Below are 21,000 nucleotides of genomic sequence, written 5' to 3'. Positions count from 1 at the left end.
CCCGGGGGAATGTTCCCGGCGCGTTTGGGTTTTGCGGGTTTTGGGTTGGGTTTAGCTTGTCGAATGGGTATTTCGACGAACCGTTTTCTATATACCAATGCTGTTTTTAAATAAAACAACTTTGTTTGGCCAGACGTCGGTTCCCAAAAAGAGCTGAGTAGCAAAGAGAACCGGGGATTCCGGTTCCGTCTCCCGGACCCATTTCACGCGATCCCGATGCCGACAGGGTTTAAAGGCAACTTGTCATACGACTTTGTACAATCGTGCAACCCGTTCCCGGCATTCCGGACCGCTTGTCCCCTTTTGCGTGATTTCGTGTCATGCAGCTTCCAGCCGGGGTGCCTGCCGCCGGAAACCAGAAAACCCCGGCCGCCATGGCCGGGGTTTTCGCTAAAACCGTCTTCTTGGAATCGGGCGGGATCAGGGCACCACCCTTCACCCGCAAGCTAGACCCCGACCATCTGCTTGGGCTGCACATCGGCATTCCATTGCCAGCCGGGGTGCCGGACGTAGGAGAGCGCTTCCTTCACGTCGATCCCGCGCTTGGCGTTCGCGACGTTCGCGCTGCGGTGCTTCTCCCAGGTCGCCCTTTCGCCGGCACCGGCCTTGTGGTGCTTGCGGTACGGCCAGCGGTTGCCGACCAGCATTACGAAGTAGCCCTCGATGCCGAAGTCGTTCTGCGTGGTCGGGATCCGGTAGCGGCAGAAGCCGGTGGGCCCGTTCTCCTCGTAGAAGTCGATCAGCGGCTGGATGGCGGAGATGTCCGTGTCCGCCCGGCAGTGCTGCCAGAAGGGCGTGTCCATCGCGGTGTTCGCCTTGTAGTGCAGGCCCAGGAAGTCGCGGATGTCGCCCCAGGTTCCCGCCGTCAGCTCGTTGTAGAGGTTCCGGAAGGAATCGGTCGGCTCCAGTTCGGCGTGAAGCAGGAAGTCCACCATCGTCTGGCAGTGGGAACAGACGATCATCAGCGCCGTCGCCTCTAGCGGCTCTACGAAGCCGCCGGCATTCCCGATCGCCACCACGTTGTCCACCCACATCCGCTTGTAGCAGCCGCTGCGGAACTTGAGGACGCGCGGCGATTGCGGCGCCTTCGGGTTCTTGCGCAGGAATTCCTCCGCCGCTTGCTCGTCGCTCATGAACTGGGAGCTGAAGACGTAGCCGCGGTTGATGTGGTGCTCGTGGTCGATCTGCCAGGACCAGCCGGCATCCATCTGCTCGGCGGTGGTGTAGGGCAGGATCGGTTCATTGGTGCGGTCCCAGCCGCCGACCACCGCGCGATCGCAGAAGAGGGTCTTGCCGAAGTCCTGGAAGGGTTCCTCCAGCACCTTGCCGAGCAGTTCGCTGCGGAAGCCGCTGGCATCCACGAAGAAGTCCGCCTCCAGGCGCTGGCCGTCTTCCAGATGGATGGCGGTGACGCCCTTCTCGCCGCGGTCCGCACCGGTCACCCGGCCGTCCAAGAACTGCACCCCGGCCTCGCGGCAGACGATCTCGAGCATGTCCACGAAGAGCTTGTTCTCGATGTGGAAGGCGTGCCAGGGCTGCACGTCCGGCGCGCCGTTGGCCTGGCGGTTGAAGACCTTGCCCTCCCGCATCAGCGCGGAGGTGATGTCGACGTTGGCGAAGTCGTCGTCGCAGTAGTAGCCGTTCGGCCGCGGCAGGTCGGTCCAGTGCGAGTCGAGCTGCGGCGCGAAGCTGTAGTCGAAGCGCCCGCGCTCGCCCCACAGGAAGCGGATTCCCAGCTTCCAGGTCGGCTCGGCCAGCTCGTAGAAGCGCTTCCGGGAAATGCCGAGGTAGTCGAAGATGTGCCGCGGGAAATTCGGGGTGGTGCCTTCGCCCACGCCGATGACCCCGATATCGGGGCTGCGGACGACGCGCACGCGGAGCTGCGGGATCTTGCGCTTGATGGAGAGGGCGGCGATGAGGCCGGCACTGCCGGCACCGAGAACGATAACGTTTTCGATCATTGAAGGGAGGTCGTTGGGTTTTGAAACGACGCCGACCTACCAAATTCCTCCACCTTTGGCGAGTGGAGGAATCACGCGTATTCCCGAATTCCGTGTCAGCGCCCCCGGAAAAGAAGCCGGGCCGCTCACACCGCCGCCAGCACTTCCTCCACCGCCGCCATGCGTCCGACGCCTTGGTAGCCGCAGGCCAGATCGCCCTCGGCAGGGCCGACGAACTTGCAGCCGTCTTCCAGCAGCCGCGCGACGTTCCGCAGGACGGCGGGGTGGAGCCACATCTTGCCATTCATCGCCGGGGCGATGAGCACCTTGGTGGTCCGCGGCAGGGCCAGGTAGATGGAGGAGAGGGGATCGGGGGCGAGGCCGTTGGCGAAATTCCCGATCACGTCCGCGCTGGCCGGGGCCACCAGAAAGAGGTCGGCGCGGTCGGCGAGTTCGATGTGGCCGGGCTTCCAGCTCTGTTTCTCGTCCTCGAGGGTGACCAGCACCGGCTGGCGGGTCAGGACCTGGAGCGTGAGAGGGGTGATGAACTCGGTGGCGGCCTTGGTCATTACGGCATGGACCTCGTGGCCGGCCTTGACCAGTTGCGAGGCGATGTCCGCCGCCTTGTAGGCCGCGATCGAGCCGGTGATGCCGAGGATGATGTTCACGCCGGATTCATAGCCGCGGATTTCCAAGGTCCAAGCGGAAGTCGCGGGAGATCCACCAGCGCAGGCAGGGACCTTTCTCCGAAAGGTCCGGCTGGGGCAGGCCCGAAACATCGCTACGAGGCCGCTTCCTGTAAGACCGCCGCCCACCGCCGGACCGCTCGGAGAGCGGTCCCTGCCTTCTCCACCATCCAGCGAAACAGCATCACTCCCCGCCGATGAGATAGTAGGCCACATCCGGCCGCAGGACGATGCGGTCGGCGCTGCCCGCCGCATCCACACGCATGCCGTTCGCATCAAGCGCGGTCACCTTGAGTCTCGAGGCGTCGGCCCGCTTCAGTTTCACTTCACCCTCGAACTTCCGCACCAGCCAAGGGTCCTTGCCGATGTTGGTGATCTTGAGGCCTCCACCGGCCGGCTGCGTCGCGAAGCCTGTTGCCTTTTCCTCGCTCATGACCTGGAGGAGGATTTTTCCGGACGAGGCGAGGGGTTTGCCATCGAGGGCCACGGCGACGACCTCGCCGATCTCCATGGGCGATTCGATTTCGAGATCCGGGAGGGAGATCTTGCCGGCTTCCTTCAGGCTGCCGATGGCCCCTTGCGCCGCCGGGGCTCGGAGGGTGAGCAGGCCCTTGCCGTAGTCGAGCAGGGTGTCGCCGTTCGAAGCGCTGACCCGTTTGGAGCTGCGGTCGATGAGCTTGGAAAGGTCCACCAGTTTCGTGGGGCGGGACTCGCCGCCGATCTGCACGGAAGTACGACCTGCATAGTGGATCAGGGGATCGATCCCGCCGCCCGGGGCAGTTTGGCCCCCGGGCGCATCGGTCTTGCGCAGTTCGTCGAGATTCGCTTTCGGGGCAAGCGGGCTGCCTTTGAGCGCCTTGGCGTCGTCGAGGGATAGCGAGACGTCGGCCAGCACGTCGCCCTCGCGTACCAGGCCGAGGCGGAAGATGGCGGCGGCGGCGGGGAACTGGCCCATCTGGGTGGGGGACATCAGGGTCCAGGGCTGCATGAAGTAGCCGGGCTTCACCGACCAGTCCTTGCCATCGAGCGCGAAGTGCACCACCGCATCGCTGCCCTGGAGCGCGCCGTAGGCGGCGTAGTAGAGCGGGGCCTCGCCGCGGTAGCGGTTGGGGCGGTTCCAGGTCGTCTCCGAGATCATCGAAGGCATGCCGTTGAAGGCCGGGTCCGCCGCGGGGTGGGAGAAGTCGGGCGGCTTGCCCGCTTCCTCCGGCTCGAAGCGCAGCGCGCTGCGGTCGCGGTAAGTGTGGCCATCGCGGATCGACCACTCGGCGGCCTCGCCTTTGTGCAGGCAGGAGAAGTAACCGTGGTGGTCGATGAAGTCGGTGGCGGTGTAGCTGTATTTCTCCAGCGGCCCGAGGATGTCGTTGTTGGCGGTGGTCCAGTTCGAGGCGGTGACCAGACCCTTGAAGCCCTGCCCGCGCAGGAAGGCGGTGCTGTCCGCGTAGAAGCCGCGCTGCGTCTCTAACAGGAAGGCGGCGCTGTCCTGGTCGCGTGCGGTCTTTTCCGTGAAGATCTGATAGAGCGGCCGGAAGCCGAGGCGGTCCACGGTATCGTGAGGGTGGGGGAGCTTCCATGCAGCCTGGGCTTTCGCCACCGAGCCATGCTTCTTCGCCGCCCATGCCGCGAAGCGCGTCTCCAGCTTGCGGAGCTGGGGTGCGGGGATGTTCTTCTCGTCGAAGGTCCAGAAGAAGAAGGAGTCCTCGTTGACCAGTTCGAGCCCCATCACCGCCGGATCTTCCGCGAGCTTCACGCCGCCGGGGACGGTTTGCTTCAGCAGCGCCTCCAGCCAGCCGCGATAGAGCTTCTGAAACTCCGGCTCGAAGTAGAGCAGCGCGAAGGGATGGGTCTTGCCATCATAGCCCTCGCGCCATCCCGGGCCGGCTTCCGGGGTCATCCACAGCGGGAAATACATGGAGAGGTGGGAGTAGATTCCTTCCTTCTTCATGGCCGCAACCACCTCCGTGATGTGCTTCAACTTGGCCTCGTCGAGCGCGCCGGTCTTGCTGTCGAAGACCGCGCCGTGGAGCCTCACCAGGTTCACGCCGCGCTTCGCGAGCATCCGCGCGCACTCCGCCAGTTCCTCGCCGTGCAGTTCCGCCGGCGGGCCGTTGACCGCCCAGAAGCGGACCTTTTCGCCGGTCTTCCGGTAGATGAAGTCCGCACCTTTCACGCCGATGCCGCCCTTCTCTCCGGCGACCTTCTCGTTCAGCGAACGGAGGTCGAGCAGTGCGCCCTTGAAGGGATCTTTCGCGGGCATCCATGGCAGCCAGCCTTCGTTGTCCTTCGCCAGATTCTCCTTCTGCGCAGCGATCTCCGCGGGCTTGAGAATCCCCACCGGCTCGAAGGACGGCGGTGCGAGTACGAAGCAATCGAGGCTGCCGTGGTTCTCGTTCTCGCTATCGAAGCGGAAGCCGATGCGGTGCTTGCCCTTGGCGAGCTTCAAGGTGCCCGCGTGGGCCCAGGTGAGGAAGCGCAGGTCCGGCTTGTCGTTGCTGGCGATGTTCACCTCGCCGGTCTGGCGCTTGGCCATGTCGATGGGTTGGAAGGTGCCACCGTCCACCTGGTAGGAGATCTTGCTCTGGATCGGATTGGCGCGCACCCAGAACTCGTAGTCGCCGCCGGCGGTCTCGATGTCGTAGCGGGCAGTGCCGGGGTGTTCCTTGGAGAAGTGCGAGATGAAGTCGCCGCCGGAGAGTTCGTCCTTCTTGACCTCGCCGTGGTACCAAGGGTGCTTGGCGACTTTCGATTCCGCGGCGGATTCACCTTCGATCCATATCGCGGGCTCCGCGGCCAAGAGGGTCGGGAAGGCTAGCAGGCCGAAGGGAAAGTAACGAACAGAGGCCCACAAATAATCTTTCATTTGGGTAATTTCAAAGTGATCTCCGACTGGAACATGCTGATTTATAGCGAGTTGAAGTTTTTGGCCATTAAGTTTGACTTTACGGCCCCAAAGTGAGACTTTGGATTTAGAAATTCGACATAAACCAGCCATGGATCTGAGCAATCAATTGGGAGCAACGGCGGGCACTTCAGTGCAATGCCTTACGCTCTATATCCCAAATAAAGACCAAAATGGGAGAGAAATTGGCAATCAAAGGAGTTGGGTTCTTGAAGGGGCAAATCTCCTCGCGAAAATTGGCGGAGGGGTTACCATCACGCCACCTGTTGAAGGCGGGTGGCTCGACGAAAACAAAGGGGTGATTGTATGGGAAAATCCGGTGCTAATGTATACGTTCATTAAGCCAGATAAGTTTCGAGAGATGTTGCCTGAGCTGCGAGAATTTCTCCATAGGCTGGGTTCCCAGACAAACCAAGGAGAGGTCGCATTTGAATTTGACGGCCGATTCTATCGTATCAATAATTTTGAAGAAAAATGATAATGGGAAGGGGTGTATGATGAACCATAATCATGAATACGAGCGCATCGAGGATCAGGGTGAATCTTTGGAAAGTGTTACATCAGTAGAAGTTGAGAAAGGCTTAGGGGCAAATATTGATCCGGATCTTTCCATCGGTCGGGGAAGTCCATTTGCTGTTTGGGCAATACGAGGCAATCTCCTAAACGAACTTGTATCAACGGGAGGAAGGCCAGGTAGGCGCGAAGCAAGCACGGTTAAGAAAATACCGCTGACAAAATCCGAATGGAGTGCTTTAGATACTATAACCGAATTGATTAAAGGAAGTGGAGTAAAGGCGAGTGCAAGTCAAGTTGCAGGAGTTTTGTTGAGGCAATCGATGACGGAGGTCCTGCTACAGCTTGAACGAGTTTCACCTATGGTGAAAATGGATGCTCAAGCTTTGCAACTAATCCCGGATGATGTGTTAGAGGGGAGGGTGGAACAAATACTAGCAGCTGCCGCAAGTGCGGAAGCACATTTAGAACAGCTTAGGCCGGTGGCACTTGAGTTGCTTAGACGCATGCGTGCAGGAAAAGGAGCTGAGGCTTTATGAGTATATCTTAGAAAGATGATCACGACGCATCTACAGAATCTGATGGAAATCGCGAGACTCAATCGAGTGCAAGTTCACTTTCTCGATGCTTCCTCTTTTCCAGATTTAGATTGGGATGGTCTGTATGTTGTTGATAGTCAAATGGGTGCTGGAATTGCCGTTCGAGATGATTTGAGTCCAGAGTGGAGAGATTGGATACTTGCTCATGAATTGGGTCACCACTTCAGCAATCTGAATGGGATGCTTTTTTCGCCATTCCGCGCTCACAAGGTGGATAAAGAATCTCGGAAACGATGGGGCCAATGGAGGAAGCTTGATCCAGATGAAGAAAAGGCAAACAGATGGGCCGTCAATGCCTTGGTCGAACCTGGGGCGTGGCTATCAGCCGAAAATCGCTATCCTTGTGATTTGAATAAATTGCTTTTGGAACTTGGCCTGCCGCTTCCCGCTGCTATTGCTTGGGAGAGGCAACGCCGTTCAAGTGCAAGGACTGCGACAGAGATTTCGGTTCAACTGAGCCCCGACGAATGGAAGGTTCTTGAACGTTCGATCACAGGGAATGGAGGGCATCAGGCATTTTTCAGGCGCTTGCACGAACGCAGGCGGGGAACGTCAATCGTCATCAATTTTTGCGATTTTAGTTATGCAAGAGAAAGAGTAAATCGAGTGAGCGGGGGTTGGCTTTCCAGATATCAATCCTTAATGCGAGTAATAGGTCCGCTGATTCAGGAGGCGGGGGGAGTTGGAAAGCTTTTTGGCCTTTCCGATGTGGAGATTGATCCGCTGGTTGAAGAAAATTAAGTATCCTTCATTTCCAGGAGTATGGAAACCGGGAACAGGTTTGTTGTTACCGGTCTCACAAAAGAAGCACTTTCGCGCGATCTTTGCGTGGCCTATGCCTTGAGTCTCGCGACCTTCAGGCGCTCGCCGACCAACAGAGCCTTGAACTGGCAGTAATCCTCCTCGTGCGTGGCGGAGACCAGGCGATAGCAATACTCCGGCCAGTGGCGCATCTCGTCGATGGCATTGAGCAGGCGCAGCTCGATGACTTCCGCGCTGTCGGTGCCGCGGCCATTGAGGCGTCTGGCGAGTTCTTCTTCATCCGGCGGCATGACGAAGAGATCGACCAGCGCGATGTGGATCGATTCGTCATCGCAGGAGCGGACCTGGGCCGCGCCTTGGACATCGATGTCCATGACGACATCGATCCCGGCGGCGAGCCGGCCGATGACTTCGCTGCGCAGGGTGCCGTAGTGATTGCCGTGGACCAGGGCGTGTTCCAGGAAATCCCCGGCCTCGGCCTTGGCGATGAATTCCTCGGTACTAAGGAAGTAGTATTCCCGGCCATGGGTTTCCCCGAAACGTGGCTGGCGGGTGGTGCAGGAGATCGAGAACTCCGCCTCCCCGTCCTTCGCGAGCCGCCGGCACAAGGTCGATTTCCCCGAGCCCGAAGGGCCGGAGACGAGGAAGAGGATGCCGGTGCGAGCCATGGGAAATGCGGAACGCGAAGTGCGGAATGCGGGGTGAAAAGGCAATCGCGATTCGCTGCCGGTGTGTCAGGCCATGGCGGTTTCCTGCTCCCTGCCCTCGGCGATCAGGATCTCGGCACCGGCGAGGCCGGAGCGGATCAGGAGCGGTTCGAGCGCGGCATCGCGGCCCATGAAGCGGCGGTAGAGTTCGTCGACCGGAGCGGAGTTGCCCTTCGAGAGGATGTGCTCGCGGAAGGCCTTGCCGGTCGCGGAATCGATCACGCCGTTTTCCTGGAAGCGGGTGAAGGCATCCGCATCCAGCACCTCGGCCCACTTGTAGGAGTAGTAGCCCGCGGCGTAGCCGGTGGGGGAACTGAAGAGGTGATTGAAGCGCCGCGCCATGCTCGGCGAGTCCGTCTTCAACTGGATCCGGTAATCGGCCAGGATCTCGCGGTCCACTTCGTCCAGCGGCTTGCCGGTGAAGCGGTCGAGGTGGATGTGGAGTTCGAGGTCGAGCTTGCCGAAGGCGAGTTGGCGCATGAAGCCGGTGGCGCTCATGTAGTTCTTCGCGGCGATCATCCGCTGGTAGAGGTTTTCCGGAATCGGCTCGCCGGTCTCGTGATGGCGGGCGAAGAAGTCGAGCGAGCGGCGGTCCCAGCAGAAGTTCTCCATGATCTGGGAGGGCAGCTCGACGAAGTCCCAGGGGACATTCGTGCCGGCCAGCGCCTTCACCGGCACCTCGCTGAGGAGGCCGTGGAGCAGGTGGCCGAATTCGTGGAAGATGGTCTCGACCTCGCCGTGGGTCAGCAGGGCGGGCCTGCCATCGACCGGCGGGGTCATGTTGCCGGTGATCAGCCCGAGGTGCGCCTCGCGGGCCACGCCATCGCCGCCCGGGTGGCCGGTGAAGAGGCAATTCATCCAAGCCCCGCCGCGCTTCGATTCGCGCGGGTGCCAGTCGGCGTAGAAGGAGCCGAGGTGCTCGTTGCTCGCGGTATCGCGGAGGTCGTAGAACTTCACCTCCGGGTGCCAGACTTCGATCTCGTTGCCGGAGGCATCGGCAGGGCGTGCGCCCCGATCATGGAAGACCGCCGGGCGCTCCTGGATCGAGATGCCGAAGAGCGTCGAGCAGAGCTCGAACATGCCGGCCATCACGCGGTCCACGGGGAAGTAAGGACGCAGCACCTCGTCATCGAGATCGTAGTCTTCCTTGCGGCGCTTCTCCGACCAGTAGGCGACTTCCCACGGCTGCAGGCCGTCGGCCTCGGCACCGGTCTTGCGGGACTTGTAGGCGCAGAGATCGCGGTATTCGCCATGGAAGGCCGTCTTGATGCGGTCGTGCAGGTCCTCGGTGAAGCCCAGCGCGGTCTCGCCATCGCGGGCCATGCGGCGCTGCAAGGTGAGATCGGCGAAGTGGGCGTGGCCGAGGATCGCGGCCTTCTCCTTGCGGAGTTCGAGGATCTTCCAGACCAGCGAGGTGTTGTCGTAATCGCCTTCCGAAGCGACCTTGACCGAGGCTTCCCAGACCTGCTTGCGGATGCCGTCGTCATCGAGGTGCTGCATCACCGGAAACATCGAGGGCATCTGGAGCGTGAAGCGCCAAGCGGGCTCTTCCTCGGTGGCGAGGCCCTTCGCCACGGCGTTGGCCAAGGCTGCGGCTTTCGCGGAGGCGGGCAGGCCGGCCAGTTTGGCTTCGTCCTTGATCAGCAGGTCCCACGCATTCGTGGAGTCGAGCACATGCTCGGAATACAGCTTGGTGAACTTGGAAAGCTCCGCCTCGACCTCCGCCACGCGCTGCTTCTGGTCCGGCGGCAGGTCGGCTCCGGACTGCGCGAAATCGAGCATCGTCTCGGCAACGAAGCGCTGCTGCACCGGCGGCAGAGAGACGACGGCCGCGGATTCACCGAAGGCCTTCAGCACCGCCCAGAGCCGCGGATTGAGGGGGATGGCGGCGTAGAATTCGGACACCTCGGGGAGCATCGCGTTCAGCGCGGCGCGCTGGGCGGGCTCGTCGCACACCGAGTCGAGGTGCTGCAGGCGGCCCCAGCCGAGGTTGAGAGAGTCGCTTGCCTTCTCGAAGGCGCCGAAGGTGTTCGCGTAGGTGGCGCCTTCCGGCTTCACCGCGCAGACCGCCTCGAGGTTCGCCTTGGCGGTTTCAAGGGCCGCGCGGATGTCGGGCTCGACCGCTTCCGGCACCAAGGTGGACCAGCGGACGTGAAAACCCTCGTCGAGAAACGGATGCATGTCCGTTTTCCTAGGTTACCGGCCCGGAAATGGGAAATGGAGAAATCCGAAAGCGGGAATTTCAGGAGCGCCGGGCCATCAGGCCCTCGAAGATGAGCCCGACCGCGATCCCGGCGGCGTAGGCGATGAGATCCGGGGCATTGAAGGTCGAGCCGAGGACCAGATGCCCCACCCGCGTCGCCCGGATCCGGTCAATCCACTCCGCGTGGTAGAGCTGCGAAAATTCGATCGCCCAAGCGAAGCCCAAGGCGAGCAGCCCGATCCGCAGGCAGGAGGCGCGGCGAAAGACGAAGGCGAAACCGAAGAACACCAGCAGCGCCCAGAGCAGATCGCCGCCGTATTTCTCGGCGAATTCCGGCAGGGAGACGAAGCGCGACCGCAGCAACAGGCCGCCCGCCATCACCAGCACGATCCACAGGGCATAAAGCGGACGGCTGCGCGGGGTGGAGCGGACGTTCATGGAGCCGCTGTGCCTTATCCCCCGGCTCCCGCGATCACCACGCAATTCGTGGGCTTCCCGAGAAGACATTCGACATCCGGAAATTCTGCATTCGTCATTTCCCCATGGACCTGCTTGCCGTTTCCCGCGAATTGAAATCGATGGCCGAGGCCGGCCTGCGCTACTCGACCGGCCCCTACGACCTCGAGCGCTACCGCCGCCTGCACGAGATCGCCTCGGAGATCCTCGCCGCCGAAGCGCGGGAATTCCGCTGGCCGGTCGAAATCGGCTACGCCACGCCGAAGGTGGACATCCGCGCCGCGGTCATCGAGGACGGCAAGATCCTGCTGGTTCGCGAGATCGGCACCGGGACTTGGTCGCTGCCCGGCGGCTGGGCGGACCTGAATGCCAGCCCGGCCGAGAACGCCGCGCGCGAGGTCCAAGAAGAAGCGGGGATCGAGATCGAGATCCTCAAGCTGATCGCCTGCTGGGACAAGGACAGGCAGGGCCACCCGCGGCAGCCGGAGCACGTTTACAAGCTGGTCTTCCTCTGCCGCCCCACCGGCGGCGAGTTGACCCATTCCCACGAAACCGACGGTGCCGCCTACTTCGCTCCGGACGCGCTCCCCGCACTTTGCCCGTTTCGCAATGCCCCTCATTATGTGAAACTTGCGTTTGAACATTGGCGCAACAAGGAGTTGCCGACATTGTTCGACTGAACGCGATGCGGGCTTGAGTGGCACGGCATGCGCTGCCTATTATCCCCGCATTCAGATGCGCCCGCCTCCCGCCGACTGGATCCTTCGCGGCGACCCTTTCCAGTCCAACGGAAACGGTCGGGGCCACCCCTTTCCCGCGATTCTCGAACATTTGATCCGCCAGCGCGGCTTGCCGACGGGTGAGCATCTGGAAGGATTTCTCCGCCCGAGGCTCCGCGACCTGAGCGATCCCTTCGAGATCCCCGAGATGCGCGAGGCCGTCCTGCGCATTTTCCGCGCGATCGACCGCGGCGAGAAGGTCTGCATCTACGGCGATTACGACGTCGATGGCGTGACCTCGATCGCGGTGATGCGCCGGGTGCTCCACGCCTACGGGCTGGAGCCGCGCCACTTCATCCCGCACCGTAGCAGCGAAGGCTACGGCCTGAGTTGCGCCGCCTTGGCCCGCTGCATGCTGGAAGGGCCGAAGCCGGACCTGCTGATTGCCGTAGATTGCGGCACGGTTTCCATCGATGAGATCGCAGGGTTGCGTGCCGATGGCGTGGATGTCGTGGTGGTCGATCACCATGAGCCGAGCCCGCGCGGCCGGCCGAATGTGACCGCGCTGGTGAATCCGAAGTGCGGCGGCGGTCCGACCTATCTCTGCGCGGCGGGAGTTTGCTTCAAGCTGGCCCACGCTATGGTGAAGGAGCGGCCGCTGGAATCTTTCGATCTCAAGGAACTGCTCGAACTGGTGGCGGTCGCGACGATCGCTGACATCGTGCCGATGATCGGCGAAAACCGGATCATGGTCCGGCACGGCCTCAAGCGCCTGCCGCAGACGCTCAATCCCGGCCTCCAAGCGCTTCAGGAAGTCTCCGGGATGAACGGCAAACCGACCTCCATGGATGTCGGCTTCCGGATCGGGCCGCGGCTGAATGCGGCCGGCCGGATGGACGTGCCGGAAGATGCGCTGGCGACGCTACTCACCGATTGCAAACGGCTCGCCCGGCGGCTCGCCGAGAAGCTCGACGATTACAACAAGCGCCGCCAAGGCCATGAAACGCAGATCCGGCGCGAGGCCATGGAAATGCTAGGCCGGACTTTTGATCCCATGCGCGATCCGGTGATCGTGCTCGGTTCGCGGTCCTGGCATCCGGGCGTGGTCGGCATTGTCGCCTCGCGGCTGATGCGGCAGTTCCACAAGCCGACTTTTGTCGTCGCGATCGACGATGGCGGGGTGGGGAAGGGCAGTGGCCGGAGCATCGAGGGGGTTTCCCTGGTGCAGGCGATCAATGCCTGCCGCAGCCACCTGATCGCCGGCGGCGGTCACGACATGGCGGCGGGGCTCTCGATCGAAGAGGACCGGATGGATGCCTTCCGCACCGACTTCGCCGCGTATGTTTTGAAGAACACGGTCGCGGAGCAGCGTCAGCCGAAGCTGCGGGTGGATGCCGAGATTAGCTTCGATCAGCTCTCGCTTGAATTCCTGTCAGACTACGAATTGCTACAGCCCTTCGGCAATGGCAACCCGCAGCCGATCTTCATGGCGCGCGGCGTGCATCTGAGCCGCCCGCCCCTGCACATGAAGAACCAGCACCTGCGCCTGAATCTCCGGCAGGGCTACCACGAGCAGGATGCCGTCTTCTTCGGCGGGGGCGAACTCGCCTTGCCCGATCCGCCTTGGGACATCGCGTTCACGATCGACCGGAATACCTTCCGCGGCCGGACCAGCCTGCAGATCATTTTGCAGGATGTGCGGGCCTCGCGGTGAGGAGATCCTCGGAAGGTGCCACTATCTTCGCACAGATACCGGTCACGCGGATTTTGCGCCGCGCGACCGGATCTTTAGATTGCATTACCGCAGCAAATTCCACGCGGTGACGAGTGCCTTAAGGCCGGCCATTTCGATCGAGGGATCGATGCCGCAGCCCCAGAGGATCCGGCCGTCGTCGTGCTGGACCTGCACGTAGGCGGCGGCGCTGGCGTCCGAGCCGCCGCGCACGGCGTGGGAACGGTAGTCGGTCACCTTGAAGTCCTTCATGCCGGCATTGCTCATGGCGTGGACGAAGGAGTTGATCGGGCCGTTGCCGAGGCCGTGGATGGTCCGCTCCTCCCCGTAAAGTACGATGGTTGCCGTACACGCCACTTGCCCGCGCTCGGTGGTGTGGTGGACCAGGTCGTAGTCCTTCACGGCCAGCGGGAGCTCGACGTTCGCGAAGAGCCGGTGGAAGGCGTCGCGGATTTCGTCCGGCGTCAGCTCGCGGCCGAGTTCATCGGCCAGATCGTAGATCCGTTTGCCGACCTGCGGGTGCATGGTCTTGGGGAGGTCCAGGCCGTGCTCGCGGTCGAGGATGTAGGCGATGCCGCCCTTCCCGGACTGGGAGTTGATGCGGATGATCGCCTCGTAGGAGCGGCCGATGTCCTGTGGGTCGATGGTCAGGTAGGGCACACCCCATGGCGTGGCCGGATCCACTTTGGTCTCCTTGTCGCGGCGGTCGAGGCCCTTCTTGATCGCATCCTGGTGCGAGCCGGAAAAGGCGGTGAAGACCAGCTCGCCCGCATAGGGATGGCGCTCGCCCACGGTCATGCGGGTCACGCGCTCATAGACCTCGCGCAGGCGGGTCAGGTCGGAGAAATCCAGGCCGGTCGCAATCCCGTGGCTATTCATGTTCAGCGCCACGTTCACGATGTCCAAGTTGCCGGTGCGCTCGCCATTGCCGAAGAGCGTGCCCTCCACCCGGTCCGCGCCCGCCATCAGGCCCAGCTCGGTCGCGGCGGTGCCGGTGCCGCGGTCGTTGTGAGTGTGCAGCGAGACGATCAGCGAATCCCGGCGGTCCAAGTTACGGCACATCCATTCGATCATGTCCGCGTGGATGTTCGGCGTAGCCCACTGCACGGTGTCCGGCAGGTTCACGATCATCTTCCTCGCCGGAGTCGGCTCCCAAACCGCGATCACTCCGTTGCAGCACTCCAGCGCGAAATCCAGCTCGGTGTCCGAGAAGGACTCGGGTGAATACTGGAGGATGATGTCGGTGTTCGGAATCGTCGGCACCAGTTCCTTCACCAGCTTCGCGCCGTCGATCGCGATGTCGCGGATCTGCTCGCGGCTGGCATCGCTGAAGGTTACGCGGCGTTGCAGCGGCGAGGTCGAATTGTAGATGTGGACGATCGCCTGCTTCGCGCCGTCGATGGCCTCGAAGGTCCGGCGGATCAGGTGCTCGCGGGTCTGCACCAGCACCTGGATCGTCACGTCGTCCGGGATCCGGTTCTCGTCGATCAGGCGGCGGCAAAAATTGAATTCCGTGTCCGCGGCCGAAGGGAAACCGATCTCGATCTGCTTGAAGCCTACCCGGCACAGCAGATCGAAGAATTCGAGCTTCTCCTCCACCGACATCGGCTGCGGTAGGGCCTGGTTGCCGTCGCGGAGATCGACCGAGCACCAGATCGGCGCGGTGGTGATGGTCTGGTCGGGCCAGGTGCGGTCCGGCAATTGCACCGGCGGGAAAGGCCGGTATTTCGAGATCGAGGCAGAGTTCACGGTACGAAAAAAATGAAAGTGTAACGAAAGACAGGGAGCGCCGCGGGAAAAATGCGGCGGTCGGGTAAACGACGGTAGGAAAAAGAAATGCTCAGCGGGTGGCCAGCCCTAGAAGGAGCGGCCGCAGCTCAAGAAGCCCGCGGAGATTCGTCGTCACGAGCGCGAAATTGGCGCGCGGCAGGGCGGCTGTCGAGGGGAAAGGTCGTAGCCAACAACCTGCAGGCCCGGGATTCGTCCGAAATGTGAGGCATTGTTGGTCACCAAGGGCAGGCCTGCAGCAAGGGCTGAAGCGGCAATCCATAGGTCGTTCGCTCCGATCAATAAACTCTGCTTGCGAAGATACCGCGTGATCTTCGCATACTCTCCGGCAGTCGCTTCGTCCGTTTCTACCACTTCGAATCGGGATAGCATGGCCATGCACGCGGGATCCCGGATGTCCCCGAATCCTTCCGCGAACTCTCCCGCCACGGTCCACGAAATCGCTGCTCGCGCAGCGCCGTGCTGTGAAAGAAATGCGTGTGCAGAGCCCGGTCCCTTCCGCTTTTCTCGTTCAAGATCGATCAGGAAGCAGGTGTCGAAAAGCAGGCTGGTCATGACCATGGATCATCCGGTGGGGAATCTTGCGTCTGCGCTTCGTCAAGCCGCTGGATCACCTTTTCCGGCACCGCTGGCATGCTTGCCAAGGCGGCAAGAAGATCCTCGCAGGTCTTCGCCCGCTCGGGCCATTGGGCACGGTGGATCACTTGCGAAAACGACTCCTTCGGGGACTTTCGGGCTTCGCTCAGGCGTTCGTAAGCTTCCAGATCAACGGAAATGGTCTTTGTGGCCATGCATGCAGCATACACAGGTGGTAGAATGAAGCAAGATTCCGTGTTGCCGCTGCCGCGGAAATCCGTCGGATTTGACCAGTGGAACGCGTATGAAGCGGTGAACCTCATGTCGTTTTTCCGCCTGCTCCTTCCGCTTCTCCTATTCGGGACACTGGCCATTTTTGCCCAAGAGACGGCGAAGCCCGCCCCGCGCCGGGTCGAGGTCCTCTTCTTCGGCGACGATGGCCACCACGGTCCGCTGGAGCGCTACCGCCTCTTCAAGGAGGTCAGTGGCAACCGCGGGATCAATCTCACTTACGAGAAGCGGACGGAGGCTCTCACCCCGGAGAACCTCGCCAAGTATGACGTCCTGCTGGTTTATGCCAATCACCAGGAGATCACTCCGCAGCAACTCGCCGCGGTGAAGGGCTTCGTCGAGCAGGGCGGGGGATTCATGCCGGTGCACTGCGGCTCGGCCTGCTTCAAGAAGACCGATGGCTACATCAACCTCGTCGGCGGACAGATCGAAGGCCATGGCGAGAGCACCTTCACCGCCCGCGTGGTCGAGCCGGAACATCCCGCGATGAAAGGCTACAAGCCCTTCGAGACCTGGGACGAGACCTACCGCCACCACCGCCTCGCCAAGGACATCACCATCCTCCAGCGCAACGGCGATGAGCCATGGACCTGGGTCCGCACTCAGGGGAAAGGCCGCGTCTTCTACACCGCCCATGGCCACGACGAGCGCTGCTGGATCCAGGAAGGCTTCCATGACCTGTTAGAGCGCGGGATCCGCTGGGCCGCCGGCGAAAATGTCTCGATCGTCAATCTCCCGCCGCTCGAATACCGGGTGCCGATGCTGCCTCCGCAGTATCTGACCCAGCAGCCGGTCCCGAAGCTCCAGCAGCCGCTCTCCCCGCAGGATTCGATCCTGCGCGCGCAGGTGCCCGCAGGCTTCGAGCTCTCGCTCTTCGCCGCCGAGCCGGACATCGAGCATCCCATCGCGATCACCTGGGACCACCGCGACCGGCTGTGGGTGGTCGAGACCCTCGATTACCCAAACGGCCTGACCACCGGCGAGCGCGGCAACGACCGCCTGAAAATCTGCGAGGACACGGATGGCGATGGCCGCGCGGACAAGTTCACCGTCTTCGCCGATCACCTCGCGCTCGCCACCTCCGCCGTGCATGCAAATGGCGGCGTGATCGTGACCTCCGGCGGCAAGGTGCTCTTTCTTAGGGACACGAATGGCGACGACAAAGCCGACGAGAGGAAGATCCTCTTCGAAGGCTTCAAGATGTACGACACCCACGCCGGTGTCTCGAATCTCCACTACGGCTTCGACGGCTGGATCTACGGCACCGTCGGCTATGCCGGTTTCGATGGCATCGTGGGCGGCCAGCCCGTGAAGTTCGACACCGGTGTCTTCCGCTTCCTGCCGGACGGCTCGAAGATCGGGTTCCTCGGCAAGACCTCTAACAACACTTGGGGCCTCGGCTTCACGGAGGACTTCGACATCCTGGGCTCGACCGCCAACCGCCAGCCGAGCTGGCAGCTCATCGGCGATGGCGGACCCGTCCACCGCTCGGATCGCGGGACGAAAATCTACCCGACCACGCTCGATGTCCAAGGCTCGGACGGCTGGGACCCGCCGGTGGAGCTACTGGGCGATGGCAAAATCCGCGCGAAGGGCAGGCACTACACCGCGGCGGCGGGACATGGGATCTACACGTCCGATCGCTTCCCGGAAGACTGGCGGAACCGCGCGGCATTCGTTTCCGAGCCCACCGGCCATTTGGTTTCGATGACCCGCCTGAAAACGGAGAACGCCGACTTCATCGCTCCCTTCGAAGGGGAGAACCTCTACGCCAGCTCCGATGCCTGGTCCGCGCCGGTCGTGGCGGAGACTGGCCCGGACGGTGCGGTGTGGATCGCGGATTGGTACAATATCATCGTCCAGCACAACCGGCCCGGCGCACCCTTCGAGCAGACCAAGGTGGAGCGTGGCGCGGGTGCGGCCTACATCACGCCGCTGCGCGAAAAGCCGATGGGGCGGGTCTACCGCGTGTTCCCGAAGGACAGCGCGGAGCCGAAACCGGTGGTGCTCGATCCGGCCAAGCCGGCTACGCTGCTGGCAGGTCTGGATGATCCCGCGCTGCTGCGGCGGCTGCATGCCCGGCGTCTCATCGTGGAGCATGGCGGCCAGGAGCTTATCCCGCAGCTTGTAGGAGCCGTGGGTCGCGGCAATCATACGCTCCCGCGGCTCTACGCCCTTTCCGGGCTTGGCTACTTCACGGCGGACTCCAGCGAAGGGGTGGCCCTGCTCAGGGAGCTTTCCGAATCGCCTTTCCCCGGGCTGCGTCGCACCGCTTTGGCGCTCTGGCCCGCGGAAGCACCCTGCGCTTTCGATACGGTCAAAGAAGAAGACCCCTTCGTCATCCGCGAGTGGCTCCTCCTCGCCGCCCGCATGCCCGCGGATGAAGCGCTCGGCCGCAAGCTCCGCGACTGGCACCGCAGCCGGCAGCAGCTTCGCCGCGGCGAAGTCCTGGACCGCTGCTTCGCCGCCGCCGCCGCCCGCCACTCGACCGGCTTCCTCCTCGCTTCCCTCGGGAATCCGCCCGATCCGTCGGTCCTCAAGGAGCGGATCTACCCCGCCGCGATCAAGGCCTTCGCCGCGAACCGCAGCCCGCAAGTACTCGCCCTGTTAGAGAAGGACAGCTCTCCGCTCGCCATGGCTCTCAAGGAGGCGGCGAAGGGCAAGCACATGGAGAAGAAGCACAACCCGCCCGCCGGGCAACTCGCCCGCGGCGAAGCGGTCTACGCGCGCACCTGTGCCGCCTGCCACCAGAGCAGCGGCAGCGGCGTGGACGGCGCCTTCCCGCCGCTCGATGGCAATGCCCGCGTCGCCGGCAATCCCGAGGCCCTGGTGAAGATCGTCCTCAATGGCCTGGCAGGCCCGGTCGAGGTCCCCGGCAAGCTCGCCGTGAACTCCCTCATGCCCCCGGTCATCGGCCTCGGCGACGCCGAGATCGCCGATGTCCTCAGCTTCGTCCGGCATGCATGGTCGAATGACGCCGCGCCGGTCGCTGAAGCCGCGGTGGCACCGGTCCGAGCTGCCACGAAGGACCGCCAGCTGCCATGGACAGCGGCCGATCTCAAGTAGCGCGGCTCTCCAGAGCCGCGACCGCTCGCGTCCCCGCCTACCGGAAACCACCCATTCCCTAAATCGTCCGCCCCCCAAGTAGCAACGGGAAGCTCCCCGTCGCCATCGCCGGCCAAGGACGAGCCCGCGCTTCCGGGCTCATCTTTCCCTGGGATAATCCTGCTCCAGCCTCTCCAGGATCTCCTCCAGCTTCATCCTCCCGGCTTCACCGGCATAGCGGTCCATTTCATGAGCGGGGGACCACCACACGCAGTCGTCTTCCTCCCTTCTGCTTAGCATGGCGATCCGCAGCAGCGAGTGAATCCACTCGCGGTAGGTGCTTTCCGGGTCGAACCCGAACTCCGCCAAGCGATCCGCGATTCCTTCCAGCACGGCCTGCCGCATTTCGAGCATGAGATCGACCGTCTGCATCGCGCAACGTGCGCAGCGTTCCGCCGGTGCCCGCTTGGTCACACCCTTGCAGATCGGCAGCCGCCACAGCCATTCGCCGAGTTCTTCTTCCTCGATATCGAGCACCGGCTCCAGGATCGAGATCCCCATCAGGCTCGGCGGGAAGACCTCGTCTTGAAAGGTGATCGGACGGAACTCGCAGGTATCGATCATGGCACTTACATCATGGCACTTCGCGGCCCCGCGCTTAGTCGGGAACTCGAATCGCTTGGTTTGAATCGAAGGCCGGCTTTCCGAAGCCCGCATCGTGCAGGCGTCCTGCCGCCCACCCGTGCAGCCGCCGCGACATGTGGTCCATCGCCAGCGCCACCAGAACCCCCGCAAGGGCACCCGCCAGCCCGCCGAACACGAGTACCGGCCAATCGACCACTCCGTGCAATTCCGCCAGCAGCGAACTTCCGAGCAAGGCACAAACCGCGCCTGCCGGCACCCCGGCGATGATCCCGCATTGGAGCAAAAAGACACGGATCCCATCCGCGGGACGCCCGCTGCGGATCCCCACCACGAACGATGAGGAAATCACGCCCAAACCCATCAACAGCGCCGCCAGGCCACAGGCCACCAGCCCCACCGCGATCCCGACGCCGATCAGGAACAGGACGATGATCGCTAGGACCAGTGACACGATTGCCATGCCGTGATCTTGCCGCAGCGGCGGCGGCTTTTCAACTGCCACCCGATCCCCCCCGGATTCTTCACGGATCCTTCATCCCGCCTGCGCCCGGGATCGCATGGAACCGGACCAACACCCCGCGAGTTCAATCCCCGGGCGGACACGGTTGCACCGACTGTTCTTGTTAGATCCCCAATTCCCGGATATCATTTCAGGGATATGAAAATTCTGGCCTCCCTTACAGCCCTTGTCCTGCTCTCGCTCACCCATATCTCTTCCGCCCAAGCGACCCGCACCTGGGTCTCCGGGGTCGGGGATGACGTGAATCCGGGCAGCCGCACCGCTCCCTGCAAGACCTTCGGTGGCGCGATCTCGAAGACTGCCGCCAAGGGCATCATCAGTGTCCTCGATCCCGGCGGTTTCGGAGCCGTGACCATCACGAAATCCATCACCATCGATGGCGGCGGGATTGAAGGCGGGATCCTCATCAACGCGGGGATCGCGATCATCATCAATGCTGCGCCCACCGATGTGGTCATCCTGCGCAATCTCCAGCTCGAGGGCCTGGAGACCGGCTTGGCCGCCGTGAAGATCGTCCAGGCCGGTGCCGTGTATCTGGAAAACTGCCGCATCAAGGGCTTCACCACCGGTGTCGAGGTGGCGAACACCGGAACCACCGGCATTCAGGTGACCTTGCGCGGCTGCTTGATCCAGGAGTGCCTCGGCGCGGGTGTCTCGCTGACTCCGGCCGCCACTGCCAGCAGCGTCGCCTTCCTCGACGGCACCACCATCCAAGGCTGCAACCAGGGCCTCGTGGTGAACCCGAAGGGCAAGGCGATCCTCAATAACAGCGTGATCTGCCTCAACGTGGCCGAGGGCCTGAAGCGCACCGGAACCGGCGTGATCCAGAGCTACAAGAACAACCGGATCTTCGGCAATACCCCGGACGGCGCGGCAAACAATGGCATCAAGGTGAAGTAATCCCCGCCAAGCTGAATTC

18 protein-coding genes are annotated in these 21,000 nt (G+C 62.6%); 7 read left to right on the top strand and 11 right to left on the bottom strand.

The genetic code is table 11. From position 1 onward, the window contains the following. Positions 1-446: 446 nt before the first annotated feature. The 3 genes from ABWK72_RS15545 to ABWK72_RS15535 all read right to left on the bottom strand — a co-directional run bounded on the left by ABWK72_RS15545 (position 447) and on the right by ABWK72_RS15535 (position 5,486). Complete coding sequence (locus tag ABWK72_RS15545; protein WP_367870487.1) at positions 447-1,961, bottom strand: FAD-dependent oxidoreductase; 1,515 nt, start codon at positions 1,959-1,961, stop codon at positions 447-449. 125 nt (positions 1,962-2,086) lie between these two features. Next, a complete protein-coding gene (locus tag ABWK72_RS15540; protein ID WP_367870486.1) occupies positions 2,087-2,608 on the bottom strand; it encodes a flavoprotein in 522 nt (173 codons plus the stop codon). A 202-nt stretch (positions 2,609-2,810) separates the two neighbouring features. Beyond that, positions 2,811-5,486, bottom strand: a complete 2,676-nt coding sequence (locus ABWK72_RS15535; RefSeq protein ID WP_367870485.1) for a hypothetical protein — start codon at positions 5,484-5,486, stop codon at positions 2,811-2,813. A 130-nt stretch (positions 5,487-5,616) separates the two neighbouring features. Between ABWK72_RS15535 and ABWK72_RS15530 the strand changes: the two genes are divergently transcribed. Genes ABWK72_RS15530 through ABWK72_RS15520 form a run of 3 tightly spaced genes read left to right on the top strand, consistent with a single transcriptional unit; the run spans position 5,617 to position 7,378 of the window. After that, positions 5,617-6,003: a hypothetical protein gene (locus ABWK72_RS15530; RefSeq protein WP_367870484.1), complete on the top strand. Its 387-nt coding sequence runs from the start codon at positions 5,617-5,619 to the stop codon at positions 6,001-6,003. Next, on the top strand, positions 5,990-6,577 hold the full coding sequence (locus ABWK72_RS15525; protein WP_367870483.1) for a hypothetical protein: 588 nt from the start codon (positions 5,990-5,992) through the stop codon (positions 6,575-6,577). Before ABWK72_RS15530 ends, ABWK72_RS15525 begins: the two co-directional genes overlap by 14 nt. A gap of 15 nt (positions 6,578-6,592) precedes the next feature. Continuing rightward, positions 6,593-7,378, top strand: a complete 786-nt coding sequence (locus ABWK72_RS15520) for an ImmA/IrrE family metallo-endopeptidase (RefSeq protein WP_367870482.1) — start codon at positions 6,593-6,595, stop codon at positions 7,376-7,378. 92 nt (positions 7,379-7,470) lie between these two features. On the opposite strand, the gene gmk is transcribed toward ABWK72_RS15520, so the two are convergent. The 3 genes from gmk to ABWK72_RS15505 all read right to left on the bottom strand — a co-directional run bounded on the left by gmk (position 7,471) and on the right by ABWK72_RS15505 (position 10,747). Further along, positions 7,471-8,067 (bottom strand): guanylate kinase, encoded by a 597-nt coding sequence (gmk, locus tag ABWK72_RS15515; RefSeq protein ID WP_367870481.1) that lies wholly within the window; start codon positions 8,065-8,067, stop codon positions 7,471-7,473. A 66-nt stretch (positions 8,068-8,133) separates the two neighbouring features. After that, the gene (locus ABWK72_RS15510; protein WP_367870480.1) at positions 8,134-10,287 is read right to left on the bottom strand and encodes a M3 family metallopeptidase; all 2,154 of its coding nucleotides are present in this window, start codon (positions 10,285-10,287) and stop codon (positions 8,134-8,136) included. Between the two features lie 61 nt (positions 10,288-10,348). After that, on the bottom strand, positions 10,349-10,747 hold the full coding sequence (locus tag ABWK72_RS15505) for a DUF2809 domain-containing protein (protein ID WP_367870479.1): 399 nt from the start codon (positions 10,745-10,747) through the stop codon (positions 10,349-10,351). Between the two features lie 104 nt (positions 10,748-10,851). On the opposite strand from ABWK72_RS15505, the gene ABWK72_RS15500 reads away from it, so the two are divergent. Next, positions 10,852-11,445 carry an NUDIX hydrolase N-terminal domain-containing protein gene (locus ABWK72_RS15500; RefSeq protein ID WP_367870478.1) on the top strand — a complete coding sequence of 198 codons (594 nt, stop codon included), beginning with the start codon at positions 10,852-10,854 and terminating at the stop codon, positions 11,443-11,445. A gap of 55 nt (positions 11,446-11,500) precedes the next feature. Next, positions 11,501-13,198 carry a single-stranded-DNA-specific exonuclease RecJ gene (gene recJ, locus ABWK72_RS15495; RefSeq protein WP_367870477.1) on the top strand — a complete coding sequence of 566 codons (1,698 nt, stop codon included), beginning with the start codon at positions 11,501-11,503 and terminating at the stop codon, positions 13,196-13,198. Positions 13,199-13,282: 84 nt separating this feature from the next. Here the strand turns inward: recJ and leuA are convergent, their stop codons facing one another. The 3 genes from leuA to ABWK72_RS15480 form a co-directional block, all read right to left on the bottom strand. After that, complete coding sequence (leuA, locus tag ABWK72_RS15490) at positions 13,283-14,965, bottom strand: 2-isopropylmalate synthase (protein ID WP_367870476.1); 1,683 nt, start codon at positions 14,963-14,965, stop codon at positions 13,283-13,285. Between the two features lie 153 nt (positions 14,966-15,118). Next, the gene (locus ABWK72_RS15485) at positions 15,119-15,559 is read right to left on the bottom strand and encodes a type II toxin-antitoxin system VapC family toxin (RefSeq protein ID WP_367870475.1); all 441 of its coding nucleotides are present in this window, start codon (positions 15,557-15,559) and stop codon (positions 15,119-15,121) included. Then, positions 15,556-15,795, bottom strand: coding sequence for an antitoxin VapB family protein (locus ABWK72_RS15480; RefSeq protein ID WP_367870474.1), 240 nt, complete (start codon positions 15,793-15,795; stop codon positions 15,556-15,558). Before ABWK72_RS15480 ends, ABWK72_RS15485 begins: the two co-directional genes overlap by 4 nt. Before the next feature lie 25 nt (positions 15,796-15,820). Here ABWK72_RS15480 and ABWK72_RS15475 point away from each other — a divergent pair, with 25 nt between their 5' ends. Beyond that, positions 15,821-18,937, top strand: coding sequence for a PVC-type heme-binding CxxCH protein (locus tag ABWK72_RS15475; protein ID WP_367870473.1), 3,117 nt, complete (start codon positions 15,821-15,823; stop codon positions 18,935-18,937). 138 nt (positions 18,938-19,075) lie between these two features. On the opposite strand, the gene ABWK72_RS15470 is transcribed toward ABWK72_RS15475, so the two are convergent. Further along, positions 19,076-19,540, bottom strand: a complete 465-nt coding sequence (locus ABWK72_RS15470) for a hypothetical protein (protein WP_367870472.1) — start codon at positions 19,538-19,540, stop codon at positions 19,076-19,078. A 34-nt stretch (positions 19,541-19,574) separates the two neighbouring features. Next, complete coding sequence (locus tag ABWK72_RS15465) at positions 19,575-20,021, bottom strand: hypothetical protein (RefSeq protein ID WP_367870471.1); 447 nt, start codon at positions 20,019-20,021, stop codon at positions 19,575-19,577. Between the two features lie 198 nt (positions 20,022-20,219). Between ABWK72_RS15465 and ABWK72_RS15460 the strand changes: the two genes are divergently transcribed. Then, entirely contained in the window at positions 20,220-20,981 is a 762-nt protein-coding gene (locus ABWK72_RS15460) for a hypothetical protein (RefSeq protein ID WP_367870470.1), read from the top strand. The last annotated feature ends 19 nt before the right edge of the window (positions 20,982-21,000 follow it).

This window comes from Luteolibacter sp. Populi (assembly GCF_040801775.1).
Taxonomy (GTDB): Bacteria; Verrucomicrobiota; Verrucomicrobiia; order Verrucomicrobiales; family Akkermansiaceae; genus Haloferula.
This window is presented reverse-complemented; position numbering and strand designations above follow the sequence as displayed.